Here is a 19164-nt window from a genome sequence, read left to right as displayed (position 1 = left end):
TTAAGCGCCAGCATCTGCAGCGGCTACGGTACCGACGCGCATACGCACGCGGATGAAATCGGTAGTGCTGGCTGCGATGGTCGCATCGTCCTGGCTATAGCCAATCACCGAATCGGTGTCTGCAGTAGCTTTGGTAAATTGCCCATTACTACCCAGCTTGATTGGATCGTCTTTGGCGTAAGTCCCCGCCACGCACAGCAGCGCCAGCTCGCGGCCCTCTTCTACGTAGTTACCCACTGCGGAGTCGCCGGCTGGCACTGCTTCAGTGATTTTGAGACCCTGATGATAGGCAACATCGATGATGTAGATACGACCAGCCAGCGAAGTTGCCTGCGCAAACTCATTGTCGTCATTGATGACTGCAGCGGTACCGGGCAGCAAGGATGCGGCAGTAACGCGGGTTTCGGTCTTGTACAGAGACTGACCGTCGATATTAACGCGACGATAACGTGCCATTATTCTGGCTCCTTATTTGAAGTATTCGGCAGGGTTAGGTGCACCGGTTTCTTTCTGCTGCTGCGCATTGTTGGTGCCCAGCGGTGCAGCTTCGCCCAGCGTCTTGAACATCGCATCCAGAGCTTCGCCAGACAGCGCGTTAGCCACGATATCGCCATGGACCTTGGCAACCGCTTCGCGCTTTGTTTTCTCTTCAGCGCGAGAGTTGGCGGTCAGGGTTTCCGAGAGTTGCTTCTGATTGGCCTGCAGCGCATCAACCTTTTCCGCGAGAGGCTTAATAGCCGCTTCAGTATTGGTCGCAACAGCCTGGCCGATCATGCTGCCGATTTGTTCCAGTTCTTCTTTGGTTAAAGGCATGTCGCCCTCCGTTTTGTGGTTTGGTGCAGGCTGTTCCTGCGGTGTGAATAGAGCTTTGAATTTGTTGGCTACGACGGCCACCCATGACTCCTGGCGCGCTACTGCGGTGCCGGTGTCGTCGAAGGTGATAACGCCGCCCTCAGACTTGTAGCCAAACACCTCAGCGGTGCCGCCGTTGCGGATGATTACCGCTTGCGAGTCAGTGAAGTCAGCAACCCATGCGTATTCATCCGCGCCCGCCGCAAACTTAGCTTTGGCCGCCCGATCGAGACGCTGCTCGCGCTCCCGGTAGGATTCACCCACTAGCGCGCCGGAGTTCGCCTTAAGCGGCTGAGCAAGATCGGCATTAACCATCAGGCCTACTCCTTGCTCAGGGGTGGCCGCTCCGACTTCGTGCAGCAGGATCGCGTCATGGTCCATGCTGTGAATCTTCGCCACCCACTCGGCGCCCGTAGCTCTCTGTTGTTCGTTAGGTTCAAGCTGGTCGAGGAATGCGGCAACACTGGTATGAATCGGCGGCACGTCTTCACCGCGCTCAATGGCAGCGACACGTTCAAGCAGTTCCCTGCCACCTTCCGACTCGCTAGCGCGGGCAACATCTACCCACTTTTCTAGGTAGATGCGATTACCGGACTTCTTAACGTTGCGGTTCCACGCGCCGATATGGCCTGCGTTAATCCCCTCAGGCGAGAAAGCAGACACAAACTGACCGTTAACCTGAGGATGCCCAAGCGGTGCCAGGGTGCCTTCCAGTCCCTTATAGTGGGCGTCGATTTGTTCTTGCGTGTACAGCCCGCCATTCATGACGACGTTCGCCGGAAGCGTGTAACTCGGCAGTACCAGATGCTCACGCCCGTTGTATGTTTCGCGCCGGATAGACTGACTGTTCACCTGCGTGGTGATGTTGACCTGCATAGGCATAGTTATTTCTCCGCCCAGGCGTAACCGCGCGCCTGCATCGATTTATATTCCTGTTTTAGTTTCGTAATGGTGTCCGGGTATTCCGGCTTACCGTCCGCATCCACCAGCACCGACTGCTGGCTGCATTTGCAGTTGATGGAGTTGCCATCCTTGCTGTACCAGTCACGGACCTCTTCATTGGTGTAGAGGTGGGCGTGACGCACTGCATGGGTATGTCGGGTGGTCGATGACAGCGCCGAGATGTTAACCAGAAGGGTCTTAAGGCCGAATAGGTCATTCGCCTCCTGGTCTTCATCCCACTTTGCCCGGCGCAGCGCGGTAGTCACTTCAGTGCGTGCTATACGGTTTGCCCGGCGCTTCTCGATTCCGGTCTGGTCTGTCAGGTTGCGCGCAATCTCCAGCGGATTAAGCCCGCGCCCCACGCCATCAGTCAGCACGCGCGCCATGTCGCGCTTAACGTCAGCGCTCAGCCCCTTCATTTCCTCAAATACACGCGCATGCACCAGCGCCATTCGTTGCTGGTACGGGTCGCTTGCGAGGATGGACGCTAACGACTCACGACCAGCGGCGTACACCGGCGACTGCTGGCTGAGGTTGTAGAACGACTGCCCGGTCCCTTTCTCCGAAGCCAGATCTATGTACTCGTAAAACCACAGGTCGTAATCGCCACCTTCAAGCAGCACCTGATCCACCAGGTAACTGGCATCGTTCAGGATGATGGAGAGTAGCGTTGGGTTTAGCTGGTATTCGTATCTGGCGTTTACTGCGAGGGAGGAAGGTATTTTGTCGAGTGCTGATTTGTACGCTTTGCCAATCTTATTCATCCGCCTGGAGAAGTCTTTCATTGCCCGGCGTTCCAGCGCATCGGCTCCGGTCGGATCCTGATAGTTACGCGGCAGAATTGGTGGCTTCGTCTTTTTCGTCGTCATCCTCTTCTCCTAACGGGAATTCATCGACGTTTTCATAACCGGCTGCCGTGCGAATTTCTTCACGGCTGAATGCCGGATTCTCTCCGCTGCCCTGGAACGTCTGGTTAATCTCTGCCATGGTTTTGGCATTGGCGAGTTTCTCAGTTCCTGTCTGCTCGTTGAGGTCATCCCAGATAACCGTCTTCTCGCTGACAGCATCAATGATGTTCAGGTCGATGAGCTTGTCACTGAAGTCTTCAATTTCGAATGACAGGTCACCGCGGCGTGACTGACAGCGCGCGTTGAAATATTTCTGATCCTCGGTGCTTGCCCTTTCACCCGTCTGCATCCCAACCAGAACTTTCACAGGGATATCAACAGATGCAGCGAAGGTTTGCAGGTTGACGTTATAGGTCGCTGACGGATCCGCTACAGCTGTGACCAGTGGTGCGACTGTAGCCCCTTGGGTTGTCATCAGAACATCGTTACCACGGTTCATTTCCCCGGCAACTTCGTTAAACTTATCCTGCAACTCGTCAATGCTCACGCCATAAAGTGACGCGAGATTGTTGAAGTCGATTTCCTTCTCAAAATTGACATTAAGCTGCCGCGCGGCGTTCTTCAGGAATGACTCACCAGAACCACCCTCGACCTTCTCAAGGCTGACGCAGGCGTTATAGCCAGGCTCAAGGAAGCCAATGGCATCATTCGAGTAGTCGCCCAAGATGAAGACGCGATCAGGATGCACAAAGCGCTGATTCGTCCCGCCATTTGGCAGGCTCTCAACGTATTTCCACTGCTTTGGTTGCCCGTAGTCTGCAGATTTCTGGTCAGTTACCCACTCGCTCACAGTTAACGAACCGGCCCATGCGATCGTTACCTTTTTAAGTGACTTACCGCGAACAACCGGCTGATCCCATACTCTTGAATCGTTGATATGCAGCAGGATGCCAGCATAGCGCCCGACCAGGCGGCGGCGGTCAGCTTCAGCAAAGGCCCGCCATAGGCGCTTTGTGAAAACCTTTTTGGTGTTCTTCTCCCAGATGGTCTCGTCCTTGCTCTCGTCGGCATCGTCACCCTCGATGATTTCCGGGTTAGTCTGCCAGCACTTGCCCACCAGCTTCTCAACTGCACCGTGAGAGATACCGCCGCGGCGGTAAAGGGCATAGAGGTTTTCGTAGGTCACCTGCTCAGGGAATCCATACTCGCACCATGCGGAATGGCGCTTATTGTCCAGCCCCATCGTTGGCGCCATCAGTCCCATACGGGCGCGCGCCATCCGCGCATCGTTCAACGCATGGTTGACGGCGAGAGTTAATTTGTCAGTCATGGATTGTCCGTTGGTGGATTTATGGCAATAAAAAAGGCCGCCTGAGCGACCTTAGAAAGAGAATTGGGTTTACAGGCCCTCTTCTTTCATCCGATATTTAAATTCTTGAGCCATCATTTCTGCTTCCGCATACAAAGCGCCCGAATCGCTATCATATGTTGCTTTATCAACAGCTCTTGAGACAAAAACCTTCTTGCCTGTTTCTGGATCAATGTATTCAAATGTTATGACGATTTGTGGACGGCCATCATCTGTATCGAACTGTTCCATATTATCTCCTCATTTTTGTTCAAGAAGATAATCGGCAGGGATAAACCAAAACTTAATTGATTATCTCAATCGTTTTGGAATCATCATCCCTACAGGTTGCGATCCATTCAGTTCTGTCAGTGCGTAAACCATCGCGTCGAGGCGGTCTGGTGATTTCTTCGCAGTGGCTGGGATGTATTCCATCAGCTGATTCTCCAACACGTAGAGATTTCCGTGATTTGCCACTCGGCCCTGCTCGTAGAGCGCCGATATCGGCTCCGCGCGGGCATACTTCCCTTTGCTGGCATGGACACGAATGATGCGACCTTTGAACCCGGCGTTGCGGAGTGTCTCCTCCGCCATGTCTCCACCTTGGTTCGTCTCAATAACTATCGCGTCAGCTTCGTGTTGCTCATAAGCCGATATGGCTTTCTTGGCCCATCCAGCAGGTGAAAATTTACCGCTGTAATCGCCATCCACAGAGAACTGCTTTTTATCACCAGCACCATATGAGCTGGCAGCGACAATACCTGTTTCATCGCTTTCGTCGCTGTTTGTTGCCTGCGGGTCAATGGCTACGACAGTGCGAACCTTGTCGTGATGAATTTGCAACTCGCGCGCCGCACTGATCATCACCTCCGTCCACAGAGCGCCTTCTGCATTAAACCTGCGAGGCTTCTGCATGTACTGGGCTTCTGCGGTGCGCCGGTGCGAGAACAGCGATACACGATGCGATTCATTGTGCTTAAAAGGCCACAGCCAGCCGTCAGGTAAGCCATGGTCAATCGGTATAGCGTGTGAGTTTTCAGGGTACTGCGCCGCATATGGCTGACTATTGTCGATAATCACCGGCAGATTCAGGTGATGCCATTTCTCTCCACTCCCGCCCCGCAGCAGATAGCCACTCAGGTCGTGGTAATGGATCCGCTGCATGATGACAATCATCGGCGTCGTCTCGATCGCCAGTCGTGATTTGATTGTCTCGTTAAAGCGGTTGTTTACTCCGTCGCGGACGATCTCTGAGTAAGCGTCATCTGGCTTAACCGGGTCATCGATAATCAGCGCCCCCTGCCAGCCTGGTTCCATGTGCCCGGCACGAAAGCCGGTAACCTGCCCGGCAGCTGACGACGCATAAACGCCGCCGCCGTGCTCGGTCCACCACATCGCCTTGCTGTCTGCGTCATCGCGCAGCGCCATCGGCCACATCGACTGGTAGGCCTGCGACTTAATCATGCCGCGCGCGGTTGAGGAGTTAAGCAGCGCCAGGTTATGCGAATAGGACAGGTGCATGAAACGGGCCCGGCAGTTCAGCGCCAGCCCTCGGCCCATCATATTGATGGTCGCCAGTTCCGTTTTCGTGTACCCAGGCGGGACGTTGATGATCAGGCGCTGAATCTCACCATCAATGACGCGATCCAGCGTTTGCTGAATCACCTTGTGGTGAGGCGCGACAATCATCTTTCCGCCGGTGCGCTGCTTGAAGAAGTAGCGAGCGTAATAGAGCCCGTCCTCTTCGCATTCAACCTTACGGGCAAATGCCCTTTGCTCAGCAGTCGTCATCCTCCATCATCTCCTGCCGTGCGGATTTGTATTCCTCTTTGCTCATGGTGATCGTCTGGATGGCGCCACCATTCGGGCCGGAATGTTCAAACTTGTGCTTATTGGTGTAGGCATCGCCGCATTCCTTCGCCGCCTGTTCGATAATCTCGGCAGTAAGCGCGAGGTTCTTCATGCCCTCGGCACGCGTTGCCATGCGGTCGAGAACGCGAAGTCGGTACGCCTTGTTAGCGATCGGTATGTCTGAGATTTCATTCTGGAAGCGTTCGCGGGTGGCATTGAACATGTCCACCCATTTCTGCGCCAGCCCCCTGCCGTTTGCTTTCGTCGGGTCGTGTGATTCGACCTGCTGACGAGTGATGCTCAGGCCAAATTCTTTTTTGACCAACTCAACCACCTGGGATGGAGTATCGAAGCAGGCAAGGGACTGAACGATGAAGGCTTTGACCTCACCTTTCAGTGTCGCCATTAGTTACCTGCCTGTCATAATCAGTCATATTGTTAGGCCAGCTTTAGCATGCATGTGCCGCATGACCTGGCTATATCGATGTGAGCCACTTCTGCTGGCGCATTAGCCGCATCAACGAGCTCCTGTACTTCTTTGCTGGCACCGTATCTACGTACGACACCAGTGAATTCTTCGACGTCGTGGCCGCGCAGTGTAAGCACTGGCTGCCCAGTCTCTTTGTTGAACTTTGGCGCGCCGAAATCATCGGTGGCCTGGGCGATGTGGTAAAGCTCATGCTCTACCAGTGCGCAAAATTCGAGGTCACTGCATTGTGAGCAGTAATCGGCTGCCAGCGTGATGATGAACTTTGGGATGCGCCCGAACCATTCATGCATCTGCTGTTCCATTCTGGCTTTCTGCCAACCACCGGCACGGAGCATTACCTGTTCGGCCTGGCCGAGGACGTAGCGCCCCTTCTTCGCGAATGAGTCTGACGCCCACATGAAGCAGAGATCGGCCTCAACCAAGTGCTCGTGGTCATGGTTATGGATGCTGCCGGTATCGCTCAGGATTTGGCGATTTACCCACTCATGCACTTCATTGGCTGGGATCAGTCTGGTGTATGGCTGCCAGTTGTCGGAGGCGATGAAGTTAACTGGCGGGTATGGCCTGCGCTCGTCATCGTTAGCCATGGATTACTCCGTTGTTTGATCTGCCTTGCTCTTGGCCTTCAGGTAATCCCGGGTCACGTCGACCAGTAGAATCCGAAGCGCCTCATCTTCAGAAATGCGCGGGCTAAGCCCATTAGTGCGGCGGAGTAGCTCGCTGGCCACGGCCTGAGCCTCTTCGCCAGCAGATGAAACATCCAGGCTAAGCGTTACCGGGATAAAAGCGCTCTTCATGATGCGGACTCCTCAGTTTCTGCCGGTTCTTCCTCTGCCGGTACTGGCGTGAACTCCACACGCTTCACATCAGCAGGTGCGAAGTAAAGCCACTGGCCTGTTTCGGTTGCCAGCGGCACAAAGCCGTTTACCAACTCAGGCTGACGTCGTGACATCTTGCCCGTGAAGGTTTCGCCTGTTTGGGTGGTTAGCGTGATTTGGTAGATGTCGGACATGATTACCTCTTTGCCTTGTCGCAGCTGTTGCCCTGCTTCTCAGAAGTGCTTAGCCACTTACGGCTTACCCGTCAGCAAGATGATGATCACCGCCTTATTGGGGTTGAGCATTCTTTCCTTGTCGGGAGGATTCGATTTTGCGGATTGCCGCCTTATCCAGATTGCACTGCCCCAGCGCCGTATAGAGCTGAGCGTTTAACTCGAGACTTGCCTGCCATGTGAACGGAACCACCATTCCGGGGATCGGTGTGTCTGCGGTCAGGTCAGCGCTTATCGGCACCACCGGGGCCGGAACGTAAACTGTCTGCGTATTCCCGCAGGCTGTCAGCAGCGGCAGAAGGAACAAGCTGGTTAGCACACGGATCGCCTTCAAGTGCCTGCCTGATGTAGACAATGCGCGTCTCGCCTTTATGGGCCAGTTCGTTCTTTGCATTCTGGGTAGCCTGTGAGATGTCACGGATAAGGTTCATCGTGGTGATCACGTTGTTGGTGATCGCTTCCGATGTGTCTGCCCTGACCGTCGCCTTGTCGCGCTGGCCTTTGTAGGTGATGGCATTGTCGCGGTAGTGATTCACCTTCCACGACAGCACGGCAAATACAAACAGGATGACAACTGGAAGCCAAAGTTTTTTCAACAACGAGATGATGGTCGTGTTCATGATGCAGGCTCGTTAACTTTGCCTCCGGCAGCCTTGAACTTTGCAATCAGAGCATCAACTTTATGTTCGAACTGACCGTAACCAGCGCCGGGAAGTGATGCCCAGATATTGCTGCAACGATCGATAGCCTGGCGAATGTCGCCACGGTCGATCAGAGGTAGCGCCCCGCGCTCTTTAATCTGCTGGAGAGCAACAGCGTCCTGGTTAGCTGGAGAGAAATCATTCAGCCCAAGCTGCTTGCGATATGCATCCCAGTAACGCGCCAGTAGTTGATAGCGCCCCGCAGCAGTAGATTTAAGTCTCGGATTCAGCGTAATCAGTTTGCGCGGGTGATCGGAGTAATCAGTAAACAGCGATCCGCCAACAATTACGTCGTAACCGTGGTTTTGGGTCGGCTGCCGTCCGTTGTCAGTGCCTTCTGACCATGCCAGCATGTCGAGAAACGCTTTGCGCTGAGGGTTAATTGTTTGCATTATTCATCCCCGTCAGGCGTTCCCAGAAGTACGTCAGCGCCACAGAGCCCATCGCCCCGCTAATGCCCGACGTAACCAGAATCATGTAAAGGCTCAGCCCACTTTCAACGCTGATCAGGCCACCAATAAGACCGGTAAAGCCGGACACTGCAATTTGCGCCAGCGCGTTGATCCAGCTCCAGGTGGCTTTGTTCTGCTTAACGTCAATAAGGTATCGGACCAGGCCGCCCCAGCATGACAGAGCAAGGACTATCAACCATGACACTCCGGCAATGCTTTCTTTATCTTGCATACGTTTAGCCATATCACCTCCGAAAAAACGGGGTGCTGTTTGTGTAGTGGGGAAAGGCCGTCAGACACGATAGCTACGTGGCATCTGGAATTGATTGTCTGCGGCCTGGAATAAAAAACCTGGCGACAAGCCAGGAAGATGAGGGTAAGGCAATGTCGGCTCTATGGCCGTAAATACCCTGGCTGGGTTTGGCTCGCCTGGCTGGATTCGAACCAGCGACCAACCGCTTAGAAGGCGGTTGCTCTTTCCTCTGAGCTACAGGCAAATTTGGTGGGCCGTGAAGGATTCGAACCTGTCTACCCTTCCCTTATGAGGGGACCGCTCATACCAAATGAGCTTCCGGCCCAGAAACAAAAAAGCCCCGCATTTAGCGAGGCTCTTAATTCTTTGTCGACCTACGAAGCTATGGCGACGATATCAGATTTACATGAAATATATGCGTTTTAGTTCGGTTTTGCAAGACTTACGTCTAAATTTGTCGCCTTTTGTTGTGAACGTGATCGCGTTACTGAGATAAGCGCACCGCTATCGAGTCGCTTAAAGCTGTTACGCATCGCCAGCCAGTGAGGCAGATACGTTTCTGTCCAGGTGGATTTCGCCACGCCAGCCAACTCCGCCAGCGCCTGATATTCGTACGTCTCACGCCCTGCCAGCTCCAATTTCACGTCCTGCGCCGCCAGCCAAATTAGCTTCTTCAGGCGATCCAGCGTCTTGCCGGCCACTTTCTTCGTGCCGAGCTGTTCCCGGAACTCTGCCCACGCCCACTGGGTGATCGCAACCTGGTACTCGAAGCGGATATTCTCGCTGTAGTTCCATAGTAGCCACGCTTTCTGATGTTCTTCCAGAGACATGACAGCGCGGCGCCAAGATGCTGTCACGAACTCGACCGGACCCACCAGCGCGATAGATGAGCCCTTAGCGCGGGACTGGCTGCCACTCATCGCCGGGCCGTCCGGGTTAACTTTCCGGCCGGTGACCGGGTCAGTGATTTTCTTACGTCCCCGGCTGCGCGCCGTCGCGGTGAATTGCGCGTTCTCGGCGAAAGCTACCAGTTGCCCTTTCGTCGCCCAGCTTAGGTCTGCGGTCGCCACAATGAGCTGCTGACGTACGTATTCCAGTTGCTGACTGTTCATGCGGCTTCCTTCTGTGGCTGATTGGTTTTGGCCTGGCTGTGCTTTGCTACTGGCGGCAGGTTGGCGCGCTTAACGCTTTCTGCCTGGTACTGGAGGAGGTCGGCGTGGTTCATGCGGCCTCCTGCTGTTTCAGTGCTTTGAGTTTGGCGCGGTACTCATCCCGGATCCGGATGAAGTCTTCCCGGCGGTAGTTGGTCATCTCATGAGGGCCATTGAGCCAGTCGACGTATTCCTGGCCGTAACGAGCGACCAGGCCAGCTTCGTATTGCTGCGCGACCGTCGCCTCTTTGGCGGTGTATTTGCCAGCGCCGCCATTACAGGATTTGCACTGCTTATGGGCGTTGCGCTCTTCAAAGCGCAGCTCAGGGTTTGCACCTACAGATTTGAAGTGGCCACAGTCCCACTGGCCGCCGTGCAGATCGGGCGGGTTGGTCTCTCCGCAGCTGATGCATGGCAAATCAGCATCTCGCGCACGGATGTAGGCGTTGAAAGCCTGCTGAGCCTGCGCCTTGTAGTAACCGGCAGGCCTTAGCTCTGCCAGACGCTCCTTACGGCGTTTGCGCCCGGCCTTCTCGGCTTCCTTCTGCTCCTTGATGCGCTTAGCCGCAGCTTTCACCTTCTCCTTTTCGCGCTCTTCCATCGCGAGGATTGCGCCGTGCTCCGGGCTGCACCAGCGGATCCGGATGTCGTGAAATTTCGGTACGAAGTATTCACCGCATACTTTGCACTTACGGCGGGATGGTTTACGCATGATTTCTCCTTGCCGCGAGGCGCAGCCATTTCTGATCCACCAGGCGGGCGGTGTAGCCCTTCAGTGTTGGGATATCGGACGGCTTAACCGCAGGCTTACGCTGGCGGCGCGCCGGAACGCGGAATATTTCGTTTGTGATGACGCGGGAAAGTGGAGTAGACATCAGGCCTCCTGCTTATCGCGCAGCTGCTGGTACTCGCAGCTCTGCGGAATGGTCAGGTGGCAGCCTATATTCATTGCCCAGGCTTCGACTTTGCACAGGAAGATGTACATCTCGCCGGTTTCCAGCTCTGACGTATGGCGGAGGGATTGGACGGTGGTGACCTCGCCGGACACGACGTCTACATGGTCTTTGCTTTCGTAGCCGAGATAGGTGTGCTTCATCGCGTCTTTGACCCACTCAGGAGTAGCGAAGGTCTTGCCGCGGGCGATGAGGTATTTACTGATCTCCGTGTACCACATGTGGCTGAGTGCGTTCTGAGACAGGCTGCGCTTCTCGCGCCATGGCTTAACCTGAAGGCGGAAGCATTGGCCTGCATCCAGCAATGGCTGAATTTGCTGGCCTATGGCCGCGAAGTTGCCGCGATGGAGTTTGATACCGTCTACTGGCAGAGTCATACGGCCTCCTTAAAGGAAACCGCAGAATGCAGAAAATCGCAGGTGCATTTCTGCATCTGTGACAAGGTGAGGAGTTCAGATTGTGGTCGCATTTAAGTCCCCTTAAATGCGCAGAAGTCACCGGAGTTGTTCAGGCTCCGATGACTTAATTATGGATGGATGATTATTGGAAATCAAACGTTGCTTGACGTTTTGTTATGCGGCGAATTGGTTAGGCGTCGCGCTTCTCAAGCCTCCATACAGCCTGACCTATCCTGCTGTGGCCTAAGTCTTTTGTTACGAGCCCTTCCTTAGCCATCTCGGTTAAAATCTTGCGAAGCTCTGCTGACTTCCACTCTTCATCTGGGAATCTAGCCTCCATTGCCAGGCGAAGATTCCATGTAGCCATCCTGACTGGATATCTGCCGCCAAGGACTTTCTCTTCCTGAGCAGCTCTAGCTTGCATTACCTCTAAAATCTTTGTTTTCTCATCCACATCACACCTCCTGCTGAGGTGCTGCTGGCAGTGGCATCCAGTGGGTGACCCTTACCGGATAATATTCAATGCCGTAATTTTGCTCGTATACCTGCGCGTACCAGCCAGCATCTCTTTTATCGAATTTTCCGTACTGAGCAACATGCAACTCGACACCAAAATCGGGACGAGGCCAGATATAAACGAAGTCATCGTCTTCAGGCATCCGCTCACTGCAAGCCACCCAACCATCCGGAATCACCGGAGAGTTGAGAACATCGCGCTCTGCAAATATTTTATCGGCATCGATTGCTATACCGGAGCTGCGAATGGTTTCCACCGCATCGCGCAACTTGTAAGCCGTCGTTACAGGTTCAACCATATTGTTGGAGTCACCGGAATGGTCAACCATAGCGAGCTTATCCTCGGTATGGTTGGTTATCGCTTCCTGATACCGTTCCAGCGTCACGTACTCCTGACATAACCAACCGCCATCAATGAAATCGCGAGCTTCAACAGCGTCGAAAGTGAATGATGTTTCGCCACCAGTTGGTGAGGTTAAGCCGTACAGGTCTGCTACCGGCTTAAATTGCGTGACTGGTATGGTACCTTCATTGGTGAGGGTACCATCGGCACCCTGAAGCATGGCGGCGCGGATGTTAACGTGAAGTTCGCTGAAAGCTGCGACGTGAGAGATAACCCACTCGTACATGTCGTCCTTTTGATTGTCGCCCAACTCATATTTTGCCTGCATACGGAGGAACTCAGCGCGGCGCATTTCAGACCACTTAAGCAGGCTTTCTAAATCCACTACACCCGCATGCTTCATGAATGCATCAATCGGCTGGCCAGCAATAATTTCTGCCGCAGATAACATACCGGCATTTTTCATGCGAGTGTCTATATCATCAGGCACAGATACCGGCGCTGGCTGGGCGGTGACATTAGCGAATGCAGCACGCAACCCAGCCTTAATTTCTTCAACTTCGTCAGAGCCTAATGATGAATCTGATATCGCATGATGGAATGCATAAGCCATATCGTCGTTGACTGACACCGGCTCCGCTTCGAGCGATGCCAGCGCCAGTTTCATCGCAGCGAGCGCCTTGGCCGCATCTTCGTTTACAACTCCGGGCACAGCATCGCGCTCTTCTTCAAGCTCCGCGATGGTATGCTTTAGCCATTCTTTGGTTAATGTCATGGGCTAGTCCTCAACCTTCCTGCCGCACATTGGGCAATGGTTAAACTTATTGGCAAAGCCCGGATGAGGGATCGCGTAATGACGCGTGCGCTCATTCCAGTCGGCGATTTTCTTTTCAAACAAGGCAACGCTTTGCTCCCAGTCGCCCTGATAAATCTTCATCGCGCCGATCATCCCGGTTACACAGCGGAGGCATTTGTCAGCCATGCTTACTCTCCTTTACCGGCTGCGGCGCGCTCACGCAGATCGCTTATATACTCAACCAGGGAGCCGCCGGCAGGTATTTCGCACTCCTCGACTAACTGGAAATAGATATCGGCCGCAGCACGGGTATTGCTGTGCTTCGCGTCACCCATCGCGCCTTCACGAAGAGCATCGCGTTCGGCGGTAAGGTTGGCTATTTTCGCGTCTTTTGCTTCCAGCTCATCCAGCAGCGCCAAAATGTTGGCCGGACAAAATAAAGCGATTGCCTTTGCCGTTTTGGTATCAACCAGTTCAGAAGCGACCGGCTGATAACTCACACAACCATGCCCCTTTGCCACACTGCCTTTAACAATCACCTCAACGCCGCTAAAGCCATTGCGTGTTTGCCATTGCTCGCAGTTAAGCTTTAGCGCAGCCGATTTCAGCTTTTCCATAAGTTTGTCGATGTTGCTCATTGGAACCTCACATGATTCTTCCAGCGATTCTGTGCTGCGCTCTTTTTGAATTGATGCCCTTCACGGCTAACACCACCTAGCGTGAAGAGAACCATGCGGCGATTGCTTACGTTCAGCCACTGGCGCGGGTAGCAGTTTTTCAGGGCGCGAAGAATGATGATTTTTGCTTTACGGTTTTTCATGACTGCACTCCTTTGCGAAGCTGGGCGGAAAACTCTGCGAGAAACTTCTCTGCATATTCGCCGGACAAACCGTCCGTAGCTGGTAATGGGTCGTTTGCCAGGTCTTCTTTAGTCGTCATAATCATGCGCACCACGTCGTATACTTCAGCCAGAGGCTTATCAACGAAACCGTGATTGAATGCAGCGGCGAGACGACTGGCTGCATAGTTGATGCCTTCGTTACGCGCCTGCGCTCGCACTTCAGCCAGGAAAGCGTCCGTCGCCGGGGTTTTTAGTCCATCTCGCAGTTTTTTATATGCGCTCAGCATTGCCAACTCTGGCACTTCGTCAGCGCCCGCCTGATAAACATCAAGCGCCTCCATCATCAGTTTACTGAATGGTGCTGGCTCCGATTTTTTCAAAAGTGCATTCTCCGCAGCCAGCGCCGCGCATCTGGCTTCAAGTGCGGCGTAGTCTTCGTAATCAACCATATCGCCTTCAGCACTCTCTACCACGTCGCAATGGCACGCATGCTCATCACAGGCCATCCACTCATAACGTTTCACGCTCATACCCCTGCCCTCCCCCAAACCATCAATACTCGCTTCATCGCCGCGCTGTTGCGGCATCCCTGGAAAATTGTGTTCTCGCCCTCGCGATTGATCGGCTTCCCTTCGTCGTCTTCGGCGGCCACGTAAACATTGGTGCGCCAGTTACGTTCGCGAAGGACGATCTCGCCGTTCTGCCGCATCTTGAACGATGCCGCCAGCACCTGAGAGCGGGACACTCCGGTTGCTTCGCATACCAGTTCAGCGGTGAATGAACCGTAACCTTCCAGATACCACTCAATAGCTTCACGCCCTGTCATGGACTTAGCACTCATAGTCAGCCTCCTGTTGCATCTGACCGCTGTAGGTGAAATCTACCGGGTCCAGGCCGGAGTAGCGGCTGCTGAAGTGGTAGGTCTTTTCTGCACCCGGAGCATGGCGGGCCTTCACACAGATGATTTCGGTGATGCCTTTCAGTTCGGTGTTTTCGTTGTACTTCTCATCCCGGTAAACCATGAAGATCACATCGGCTTCCTGCTCAATGACGCCAGACTCTCGCAGGTCTGCGGCAACGGGACGCTTATTAGCGCGCTGTTCAAGGTTTCGGTTCAGCTGGGCCAAAGCGATGACCGGGCAACGCAATTCTTTCGCCAGGTTCTTCAGGCCCGTAGCGATCTCCCCTACGCTGCGGTTCATGTTCTCCGGGTCTGACATCCGCATCTTCTGGAGATAATCGACGATTACCACGCCCAGTCCGCCCAACTTCTTACTCATACGCCGCGCTTCCGCACGCACCTGGTGAACGCTCAGGGATGGCTTGTCATTGATGTAGATCGGAGAGTCGATGAACTCCTTCATGCAGTGACTAACCTTCCCCCATGCCTCGTCCATTTTCCCGCTAACTTTGCTCAGCAGATCTTCTTTGCTTACCCGCGCCCGGTGGAAAGCGACTCGCTCAGAGATTTGTTCCACTGGCATTTCGAGACTGAAGAACAGCACCGGCTTTTTGTTTTTCAGGCCTACGGTTTCTGTCACTGTGGTGCTAAACATGGTTTTCCCCATGCCAGGACGTCCGCCAACAACGATAAAATCCGTATTGTTGAATCCTCCGAAAGCGCTATCGATGGTCGACATGCCGAGCTCTGTTTTGTATTTCCAGATGTCGCCATTGATGATCGCCTGGATGGTTTCAAGCGACATATCGATGCCAGTGGTGATGTGTTCAGTTCCGTAGTCAGCGCTGTGCTCAATTCCAGAGATGTCGGCCTGAATGTTGCCGATGATGTCTGCGATACCCTCGGTCGTTGGTTCGGACAGCTTCTGGATCCCAACCTGTAACGCCAGGGTCATCCGGCGGCCGAGATGCATTTCCCGCAACTTTTCGCAGTACGAGGCAAGGTTCGCGAACGACGGTGTATTTTTGCTGCATTCAGCCAGGTAAGCGAATCCCCCGGCACTTTCCAGCGCGCCAAGCCGTTCAAGGTCGCTGGTCAACGTCAGCAGGTCTATCTTCTCCCCGGACTCGTTGAGGCGTTTGTAGGACCGCAGAGCCACCTTGTGAGGCGTTGCTGTGAAGTGGTCCTCAGTCAGCCCCTCAATCGCGTCAGTCGCCATGTCAACGCCGTCTGTGCGGCCCGCTGCGAGCATGATCCCGCCGATGACGGCCTGCTCAACGTACAAATCGATAAAACGGCTCATGCTTTGACTCCCTTGCGCTCACGGTGCTCGTTGATGGCCTGCTCGTAGACAGATCCCCAGTTCTTCGGATTCAGTATCCAGTCGAGAGTCAGCCATGGCTGATCGCCTCTGGTGCCGAACAGGGAAGACTTGCTAATCAGCTCGAAGGCCATTCCCATGTGCTTCAGTTCTCGCCAGTTGCCCTGGGTGGTTTTGCCGTTCCACACAGCTTCCAGGTCTCGATAGGCCGGACGGCGGCGGTTCCACTCATGCAGCGAAACGGCCTTCGAAGGGAATTTTTCATTCCAGAGCTTGATGATCTCTTCGTGCGGACAGGCTTTCGGGTTGCTTCCATGACCATCTGCCCATATCAGGGCGTCTGACAGGTATCCATCAAAGCGGGTCATACGGCACAGGTTCTCTGGCTTGAAGCTGTGGCCCCAGTTCACATGGGCCCAGCGGATAACCAGTTTCAGCTCTTCAGCGGTGTAGCACTGGTCTTTGCTCTTCACCGTGGAGAGAGCTTTCTCGAAAGGCGCCAGTGCAGCACAACGACTACCCGTTAGCTCGTTGAAGTAATCCATCACCTCCTGAGCGAGTGAGTTTTCCCCCTGGGGGGATTTAGGGGGATCTTTTCTTTCTTTCTTTTGAATAGTTTCTTTTGTGTTTAGCTGAGTTGGCTTATTGGTATTAGCTGACTTGGCTAATGTTTCATTAGCTGTTTCGGCTAATGATTTGCCATTTTGGCTAATGCTGAAATTCCAGTCAGAAATCAGCTTATTCACCCCGATCGCAAGGCCGTTGGTAACGATGATGTTCATCGCAATCATCTCGTTCTTGGCCTTGCAGACATGCGTATGGTGAATACCGGTCATCCCTGATATCTGTGTATTGGTAATGCGGTCAAACTTTTTCCCGAACCCGTAGGTTTTGCGGATCACCGCCAGAACGACCTTCAGCTGGCGAGCCGTTAAATCAGCAGCCATAACCGCTTCCAGCAGCTCGTTAGCGATGCGGGTATACCCATCATCGATATCTGCCACCTGACGCTCCACGACCGATACAGACGGTCTGAAAGGTATTACTTTTGCGAGGTTACCCACGGCCACTCTCCTTACGTTTCAGTTCTTCCAGGATGGCGCGCATCTTCTCTGCCACAATCGGATTAACCGAGCGGATGAAGCGGTCGCGGGTTATGTTTTTATGTACAGCGGTATGGTAATAGCGTGGATTTTTTGCCATTATTCCTCCTGCAATGAGTGCACACGATTTGCATCTGAAGGCCAGTTCTGTTCGCGCAGACTGGCTTTCGCCATTTTTGAAACTTCCCATCACATAACCCCCAGCATCGACGTCACCATCGTCATCAGCGGGCCTACCTGCTCAGGCATAAGGCGAAACAGCGACGCTATACCCTCGCTTACCTCTTTCAGCTTTTGATGCTCTGGAGCGTCCAGGAGCACGGCCTGTTTAGCTTCAGCGCACTCTTTCATCGCAGAGGCGATCAGCGACATCGTGTCGTTCTGCGGCGCCAGGCGGTTGCGGTACTCCAGTGGCAGGACGGCCATGATTGCCGGTGTCAACTGGCGCACGTTCTCGCGGTACTGCTCGGAGTCGAAGCGGTTATCCAGAAAGCGGAACAGCTTCTGCCGCGCCCGGCTGATGTCTTCCGGAAAGCTTATGTAGTTCCCGCCCTGCTCCCGGTATTCGTTGATGATCAGCGCCGAAACGACGTCCTGATTGTCCAGCGCCGACGACCATGCCCGGACCGCATCGCGGATCTTTTCGTGGTCTGGCGCCGCCTTAGGTTGAGCGCGGTTTATCACCGCTCCCGGGTGTATTCCGGTATTGTGTTGATACGCAAGTGAATGCATTGCTTTCCCTTTCGTTGTTAAGGCCGCCGTTAAGCGGCATTGTTGTCGGCCGGTGACGGAAACAGCGTCGGCAAGTCAGGGCGAATCTGGTATGCCTGAATCTCGCCACCAGTTGCTTTTACGATGCTGTTCACATGCTCCGGAGAAACCTTCGCTTTGTTGTGTAGCCACTTGTAAACCGCCTGCTGCGACACTGCGCACGCTTCACCAAGGGCTTTTTGAGAGCCGACAATGGTGATAGCGGTTTTAATGGTTGGGTTCATAACAACCTCCGTAGTGAATATGAATGAAGAATAAAACTATGGTTGTATTTAGTCAACAACCATTTTCGTTTGATGGAATAAAACCACGGTTGTACATTTAACCTTATGAAAACGACACTTGCTGGAAGACTGAAAGAAGCACGCGCGGCACGAGGCCTGACACAAAAGGCGCTCGGGGATCTCGTGGGTGTTAGCCAGGCGGCTATTCAGAAAATTGAAACAGGAAAAGCCAGCCAGACCACCAAGCTTGTGGAAATTGCTAACGCGCTCGGGGTAATGCCTGATTGGCTCAGCTCTGGAGAAGGGGCGATGCTTAATGACGGAAAGCAATCAGGGGCAGCTTTATTAACTAATGCAGCTTCGGACGTATTCCGCGTAGACGTTCTCGACCTCACTGTTAGTGCGGGACCGGGATCATTCATGATTTCTGAGTTTGTAGAAGTTCTGCATGCTATTGAGTTCACAAATGAGCATGCCCGCGCCCTCTTCGGCAATCGCGCACAGCATGATGTGAAGGTGATGACTGTAGACGGTGACAGTATGTGTCCAACGATTCAGTCTGGTGATCGCCTCTTCTTCGATGTGTCAGTGAGGAACTTCAAGGTTGACGGAGTATACGCATTTGTCTTTGGGCAGCACTTCCATGTTAAGCGTCTGCAAATGCAGGGCCTGCAATTAGCCGTGCTTTCAGATAACCCGGCTTACAAAGACTGGTATGTAACAGAAGAGAATCAGGACCAGCTCTACATCATGGGAAAAGCGCTGATCCATGAATCGATAGCTTACAACAAACTGTAGCAGTGGCCTGATGAGGTGTTTGGGTGATAAGAGAATATCTGATAGTAGGCGTGGTTACTTTGCTCTCGGTTGTTGCGATCGTGCTTATGGTGGCCTGATGAGACGTTTGGTTAAGGATGGCGAATTTTTCATACAAAACAATTACACTGTATAAAAATTCAGATTAATAAACCCCACTCCTTGACATTTACATTTTTATCTATTTTTTGAGTTGCCTAAAATCACCTATAGGGTAAACTTCACTTAAGCTCCTATATGAG

The 19164-nt window shown here is 53.6% G+C and carries 29 protein-coding genes, 2 tRNA genes and 1 pseudogene; 1 reads left to right on the top strand and 31 read right to left on the bottom strand.

What is annotated here, in order from left to right; genetic code table 11:
- From HWQ15_RS18255 to HWQ15_RS18100, 31 genes and pseudogenes are all read right to left on the bottom strand, one after another.
- A complete protein-coding gene (locus HWQ15_RS18255; RefSeq protein WP_063216492.1) occupies positions 1-456 on the bottom strand; it encodes a hypothetical protein in 456 nt (151 codons plus the stop codon).
- 12 nt (positions 457-468) lie between these two features.
- Positions 469-1734: a hypothetical protein gene (locus tag HWQ15_RS18250; protein WP_063216490.1), complete on the bottom strand. Its 1266-nt coding sequence runs from the start codon at positions 1732-1734 to the stop codon at positions 469-471.
- Between the two features lie 2 nt (positions 1735-1736).
- Entirely contained in the window at positions 1737-2663 is a 927-nt protein-coding gene (locus HWQ15_RS18245) for a phage minor head protein (RefSeq protein WP_063216488.1), read from the bottom strand.
- Entirely contained in the window at positions 2623-3972 is a 1350-nt protein-coding gene (locus tag HWQ15_RS18240) for an anti-CBASS protein Acb1 family protein (RefSeq protein WP_063216486.1), read from the bottom strand. Before HWQ15_RS18240 ends, HWQ15_RS18245 begins: the two co-directional genes overlap by 41 nt.
- A 69-nt stretch (positions 3973-4041) precedes the next feature.
- The gene (locus HWQ15_RS18235) at positions 4042-4242 is read right to left on the bottom strand and encodes a hypothetical protein (RefSeq protein WP_063216484.1); all 201 of its coding nucleotides are present in this window, start codon (positions 4240-4242) and stop codon (positions 4042-4044) included.
- A 60-nt stretch (positions 4243-4302) separates the two neighbouring features.
- A complete protein-coding gene (locus tag HWQ15_RS18230) occupies positions 4303-5781 on the bottom strand; it encodes a DNA-packaging protein (protein WP_063216482.1) in 1479 nt (492 codons plus the stop codon).
- Positions 5768-6247, bottom strand: coding sequence for a DUF2280 domain-containing protein (locus tag HWQ15_RS18225; RefSeq protein ID WP_022651005.1), 480 nt, complete (start codon positions 6245-6247; stop codon positions 5768-5770). The genes HWQ15_RS18230 and HWQ15_RS18225 overlap by 14 nt, the downstream gene beginning before the upstream one ends.
- A 32-nt stretch (positions 6248-6279) precedes the next feature.
- Entirely contained in the window at positions 6280-6918 is a 639-nt protein-coding gene (locus tag HWQ15_RS18220; RefSeq protein ID WP_058663661.1) for a putative metallopeptidase, read from the bottom strand.
- A gap of 3 nt (positions 6919-6921) precedes the next feature.
- Positions 6922-7128: a hypothetical protein gene (locus tag HWQ15_RS18215; protein WP_032935983.1), complete on the bottom strand. Its 207-nt coding sequence runs from the start codon at positions 7126-7128 to the stop codon at positions 6922-6924.
- Positions 7125-7343 (bottom strand): hypothetical protein, encoded by a 219-nt coding sequence (locus HWQ15_RS18210; protein ID WP_032935985.1) that lies wholly within the window; start codon positions 7341-7343, stop codon positions 7125-7127. The genes HWQ15_RS18215 and HWQ15_RS18210 overlap by 4 nt, the downstream gene beginning before the upstream one ends.
- A 263-nt stretch (positions 7344-7606) precedes the next feature.
- Entirely contained in the window at positions 7607-8002 is a 396-nt protein-coding gene (locus tag HWQ15_RS18205; protein ID WP_063135921.1) for a DUF2570 domain-containing protein, read from the bottom strand.
- Positions 7999-8475 (bottom strand): glycoside hydrolase family protein, encoded by a 477-nt coding sequence (locus HWQ15_RS18200; RefSeq protein WP_045348743.1) that lies wholly within the window; start codon positions 8473-8475, stop codon positions 7999-8001. Before HWQ15_RS18200 ends, HWQ15_RS18205 begins: the two co-directional genes overlap by 4 nt.
- On the bottom strand, positions 8462-8767 hold the full coding sequence (locus tag HWQ15_RS18195) for a phage holin family protein (protein ID WP_154815988.1): 306 nt from the start codon (positions 8765-8767) through the stop codon (positions 8462-8464). Before HWQ15_RS18195 ends, HWQ15_RS18200 begins: the two co-directional genes overlap by 14 nt.
- Positions 8768-8956: 189 nt before the next feature.
- A tRNA-Arg gene (locus HWQ15_RS18190) sits at positions 8957-9032 on the bottom strand.
- Positions 9033-9035: 3 nt separating this feature from the next.
- Positions 9036-9113, bottom strand: a tRNA-Met gene (locus tag HWQ15_RS18185).
- A gap of 97 nt (positions 9114-9210) precedes the next feature.
- Positions 9211-9900 (bottom strand): bacteriophage antitermination protein Q, encoded by a 690-nt coding sequence (locus HWQ15_RS18180; protein ID WP_176587404.1) that lies wholly within the window; start codon positions 9898-9900, stop codon positions 9211-9213.
- 109 nt (positions 9901-10009) lie between these two features.
- The gene (locus HWQ15_RS18175) at positions 10010-10651 is read right to left on the bottom strand and encodes a recombination protein NinG (RefSeq protein WP_063849957.1); all 642 of its coding nucleotides are present in this window, start codon (positions 10649-10651) and stop codon (positions 10010-10012) included.
- Positions 10644-10814, bottom strand: a complete 171-nt coding sequence (locus HWQ15_RS18170) for a NinE family protein (RefSeq protein ID WP_032652810.1) — start codon at positions 10812-10814, stop codon at positions 10644-10646. The genes HWQ15_RS18175 and HWQ15_RS18170 overlap by 8 nt, the downstream gene beginning before the upstream one ends.
- Positions 10814-11269 carry a YbcN family protein gene (locus HWQ15_RS18165; RefSeq protein WP_063849959.1) on the bottom strand — a complete coding sequence of 152 codons (456 nt, stop codon included), beginning with the start codon at positions 11267-11269 and terminating at the stop codon, positions 10814-10816. The genes HWQ15_RS18170 and HWQ15_RS18165 overlap by 1 nt, the downstream gene beginning before the upstream one ends.
- Before the next feature lie 211 nt (positions 11270-11480).
- Positions 11481-11714: a hypothetical protein gene (locus HWQ15_RS18160; protein WP_059596222.1), complete on the bottom strand. Its 234-nt coding sequence runs from the start codon at positions 11712-11714 to the stop codon at positions 11481-11483.
- Between the two features lie 31 nt (positions 11715-11745).
- The gene (locus tag HWQ15_RS23290) at positions 11746-12924 is read right to left on the bottom strand and encodes a DUF551 domain-containing protein (RefSeq protein WP_255319022.1); all 1179 of its coding nucleotides are present in this window, start codon (positions 12922-12924) and stop codon (positions 11746-11748) included.
- A 3-nt stretch (positions 12925-12927) separates the two neighbouring features.
- Positions 12928-13131 carry a hypothetical protein gene (locus HWQ15_RS18145; protein WP_063216510.1) on the bottom strand — a complete coding sequence of 68 codons (204 nt, stop codon included), beginning with the start codon at positions 13129-13131 and terminating at the stop codon, positions 12928-12930.
- Between the two features lie 11 nt (positions 13132-13142).
- Positions 13143-13583 (bottom strand): annotated as a pseudogene (locus HWQ15_RS18140) (ead/Ea22-like family protein); the annotation flags it as partial.
- Positions 13580-13765, bottom strand: coding sequence for a hypothetical protein (locus tag HWQ15_RS18135; RefSeq protein WP_060460437.1), 186 nt, complete (start codon positions 13763-13765; stop codon positions 13580-13582). The pseudogene HWQ15_RS18140 and the gene HWQ15_RS18135, both read right to left, overlap by 4 nt.
- A complete protein-coding gene (locus tag HWQ15_RS18130) occupies positions 13762-14316 on the bottom strand; it encodes a hypothetical protein (protein ID WP_176587403.1) in 555 nt (184 codons plus the stop codon). Before HWQ15_RS18130 ends, HWQ15_RS18135 begins: the two co-directional genes overlap by 4 nt.
- Positions 14313-14627, bottom strand: a complete 315-nt coding sequence (locus tag HWQ15_RS18125) for a protein ren (RefSeq protein ID WP_148745112.1) — start codon at positions 14625-14627, stop codon at positions 14313-14315. The genes HWQ15_RS18130 and HWQ15_RS18125 overlap by 4 nt, the downstream gene beginning before the upstream one ends.
- On the bottom strand, positions 14617-15990 hold the full coding sequence (locus HWQ15_RS18120) for a replicative DNA helicase (RefSeq protein ID WP_176587402.1): 1374 nt from the start codon (positions 15988-15990) through the stop codon (positions 14617-14619). Before HWQ15_RS18120 ends, HWQ15_RS18125 begins: the two co-directional genes overlap by 11 nt.
- Positions 15987-17012, bottom strand: coding sequence for a replication protein (locus HWQ15_RS18115; protein ID WP_255319021.1), 1026 nt, complete (start codon positions 17010-17012; stop codon positions 15987-15989). The genes HWQ15_RS18120 and HWQ15_RS18115 overlap by 4 nt, the downstream gene beginning before the upstream one ends.
- A 52-nt stretch (positions 17013-17064) precedes the next feature.
- Positions 17065-17211: a hypothetical protein gene (locus HWQ15_RS18110; RefSeq protein ID WP_015571544.1), complete on the bottom strand. Its 147-nt coding sequence runs from the start codon at positions 17209-17211 to the stop codon at positions 17065-17067.
- 89 nt (positions 17212-17300) lie between these two features.
- Complete coding sequence (locus HWQ15_RS18105; protein WP_057060256.1) at positions 17301-17843, bottom strand: toxin YdaT domain-containing protein; 543 nt, start codon at positions 17841-17843, stop codon at positions 17301-17303.
- A gap of 29 nt (positions 17844-17872) precedes the next feature.
- Positions 17873-18106 carry a helix-turn-helix domain-containing protein gene (locus HWQ15_RS18100; protein ID WP_003859811.1) on the bottom strand — a complete coding sequence of 78 codons (234 nt, stop codon included), beginning with the start codon at positions 18104-18106 and terminating at the stop codon, positions 17873-17875.
- A gap of 105 nt (positions 18107-18211) precedes the next feature.
- On the opposite strand from HWQ15_RS18100, the gene HWQ15_RS18095 reads away from it, so the two are divergent.
- On the top strand, positions 18212-18904 hold the full coding sequence (locus tag HWQ15_RS18095) for a helix-turn-helix transcriptional regulator (protein ID WP_015571542.1): 693 nt from the start codon (positions 18212-18214) through the stop codon (positions 18902-18904).
- Positions 18905-19164 lie beyond the last annotated feature (260 nt).

Origin of the sequence: Enterobacter sp. DSM 30060 (assembly GCF_013375955.1) — a bacterium.
Lineage (GTDB): Bacteria > Pseudomonadota > Gammaproteobacteria > Enterobacterales > Enterobacteriaceae > Enterobacter > Enterobacter intestinihominis.
Note: the sequence above shows the minus strand (reverse complement) of the source record. Positions and strands in the feature narration are given on the sequence as shown.

Excerpts from the sequence above, each read along its gene's own strand:
- HWQ15_RS18205 (WP_063135921.1), bottom strand. The coding sequence starts at position 8,002 with ATGAACACGACCATCATCTCGTTGTTGAAAAAACTTTGGCTTCCAGTT.
- HWQ15_RS18220 (WP_058663661.1), bottom strand. The coding sequence starts at position 6,918 with ATGGCTAACGATGACGAGCGCAGGCCATACCCGCCAGTTAACTTCATC.
- HWQ15_RS18125 (WP_148745112.1), bottom strand. The coding sequence starts at position 14,627 with ATGAGTGCTAAGTCCATGACAGGGCGTGAAGCTATTGAGTGGTATCTG.
- HWQ15_RS18255 (WP_063216492.1), bottom strand. The coding sequence starts at position 456 with ATGGCACGTTATCGTCGCGTTAATATCGACGGTCAGTCTCTGTACAAG.
- HWQ15_RS23290 (WP_255319022.1), bottom strand. The coding sequence starts at position 12,924 with ATGACATTAACCAAAGAATGGCTAAAGCATACCATCGCGGAGCTTGAA.
- HWQ15_RS18215 (WP_032935983.1), bottom strand. The coding sequence starts at position 7,128 with ATGAAGAGCGCTTTTATCCCGGTAACGCTTAGCCTGGATGTTTCATCT.
- HWQ15_RS18210 (WP_032935985.1), bottom strand. The coding sequence starts at position 7,343 with ATGTCCGACATCTACCAAATCACGCTAACCACCCAAACAGGCGAAACC.
- HWQ15_RS18095 (WP_015571542.1), top strand. The coding sequence starts at position 18,212 with ATGAAAACGACACTTGCTGGAAGACTGAAAGAAGCACGCGCGGCACGA.
- HWQ15_RS18110 (WP_015571544.1), bottom strand. The coding sequence starts at position 17,211 with ATGGCAAAAAATCCACGCTATTACCATACCGCTGTACATAAAAACATA.
- HWQ15_RS18170 (WP_032652810.1), bottom strand. The coding sequence starts at position 10,814 with ATGTCTACTCCACTTTCCCGCGTCATCACAAACGAAATATTCCGCGTT.
- HWQ15_RS18100 (WP_003859811.1), bottom strand. The coding sequence starts at position 18,106 with ATGAACCCAACCATTAAAACCGCTATCACCATTGTCGGCTCTCAAAAA.
- HWQ15_RS18180 (WP_176587404.1), bottom strand. The coding sequence starts at position 9,900 with ATGAACAGTCAGCAACTGGAATACGTACGTCAGCAGCTCATTGTGGCG.
- HWQ15_RS18135 (WP_060460437.1), bottom strand. The coding sequence starts at position 13,765 with ATGAAAAACCGTAAAGCAAAAATCATCATTCTTCGCGCCCTGAAAAAC.
- HWQ15_RS18230 (WP_063216482.1), bottom strand. The coding sequence starts at position 5,781 with ATGACGACTGCTGAGCAAAGGGCATTTGCCCGTAAGGTTGAATGCGAA.
- HWQ15_RS18145 (WP_063216510.1), bottom strand. The coding sequence starts at position 13,131 with ATGGCTGACAAATGCCTCCGCTGTGTAACCGGGATGATCGGCGCGATG.
- HWQ15_RS18165 (WP_063849959.1), bottom strand. The coding sequence starts at position 11,269 with ATGACTCTGCCAGTAGACGGTATCAAACTCCATCGCGGCAACTTCGCG.
- HWQ15_RS18240 (WP_063216486.1), bottom strand. The coding sequence starts at position 3,972 with ATGACTGACAAATTAACTCTCGCCGTCAACCATGCGTTGAACGATGCG.
- HWQ15_RS18175 (WP_063849957.1), bottom strand. The coding sequence starts at position 10,651 with ATGCGTAAACCATCCCGCCGTAAGTGCAAAGTATGCGGTGAATACTTC.
- HWQ15_RS18105 (WP_057060256.1), bottom strand. The coding sequence starts at position 17,843 with ATGCATTCACTTGCGTATCAACACAATACCGGAATACACCCGGGAGCG.
- HWQ15_RS18200 (WP_045348743.1), bottom strand. The coding sequence starts at position 8,475 with ATGCAAACAATTAACCCTCAGCGCAAAGCGTTTCTCGACATGCTGGCA.
- HWQ15_RS18160 (WP_059596222.1), bottom strand. The coding sequence starts at position 11,714 with ATGCAAGCTAGAGCTGCTCAGGAAGAGAAAGTCCTTGGCGGCAGATAT.
- HWQ15_RS18120 (WP_176587402.1), bottom strand. The coding sequence starts at position 15,990 with ATGAGCCGTTTTATCGATTTGTACGTTGAGCAGGCCGTCATCGGCGGG.
- HWQ15_RS18245 (WP_063216488.1), bottom strand. The coding sequence starts at position 2,663 with ATGACGACGAAAAAGACGAAGCCACCAATTCTGCCGCGTAACTATCAG.
- HWQ15_RS18250 (WP_063216490.1), bottom strand. The coding sequence starts at position 1,734 with ATGCCTATGCAGGTCAACATCACCACGCAGGTGAACAGTCAGTCTATC.
- HWQ15_RS18130 (WP_176587403.1), bottom strand. The coding sequence starts at position 14,316 with ATGAGCGTGAAACGTTATGAGTGGATGGCCTGTGATGAGCATGCGTGC.
- HWQ15_RS18235 (WP_063216484.1), bottom strand. The coding sequence starts at position 4,242 with ATGGAACAGTTCGATACAGATGATGGCCGTCCACAAATCGTCATAACA.
- HWQ15_RS18195 (WP_154815988.1), bottom strand. The coding sequence starts at position 8,767 with ATGCAAGATAAAGAAAGCATTGCCGGAGTGTCATGGTTGATAGTCCTT.
- HWQ15_RS18225 (WP_022651005.1), bottom strand. The coding sequence starts at position 6,247 with ATGGCGACACTGAAAGGTGAGGTCAAAGCCTTCATCGTTCAGTCCCTT.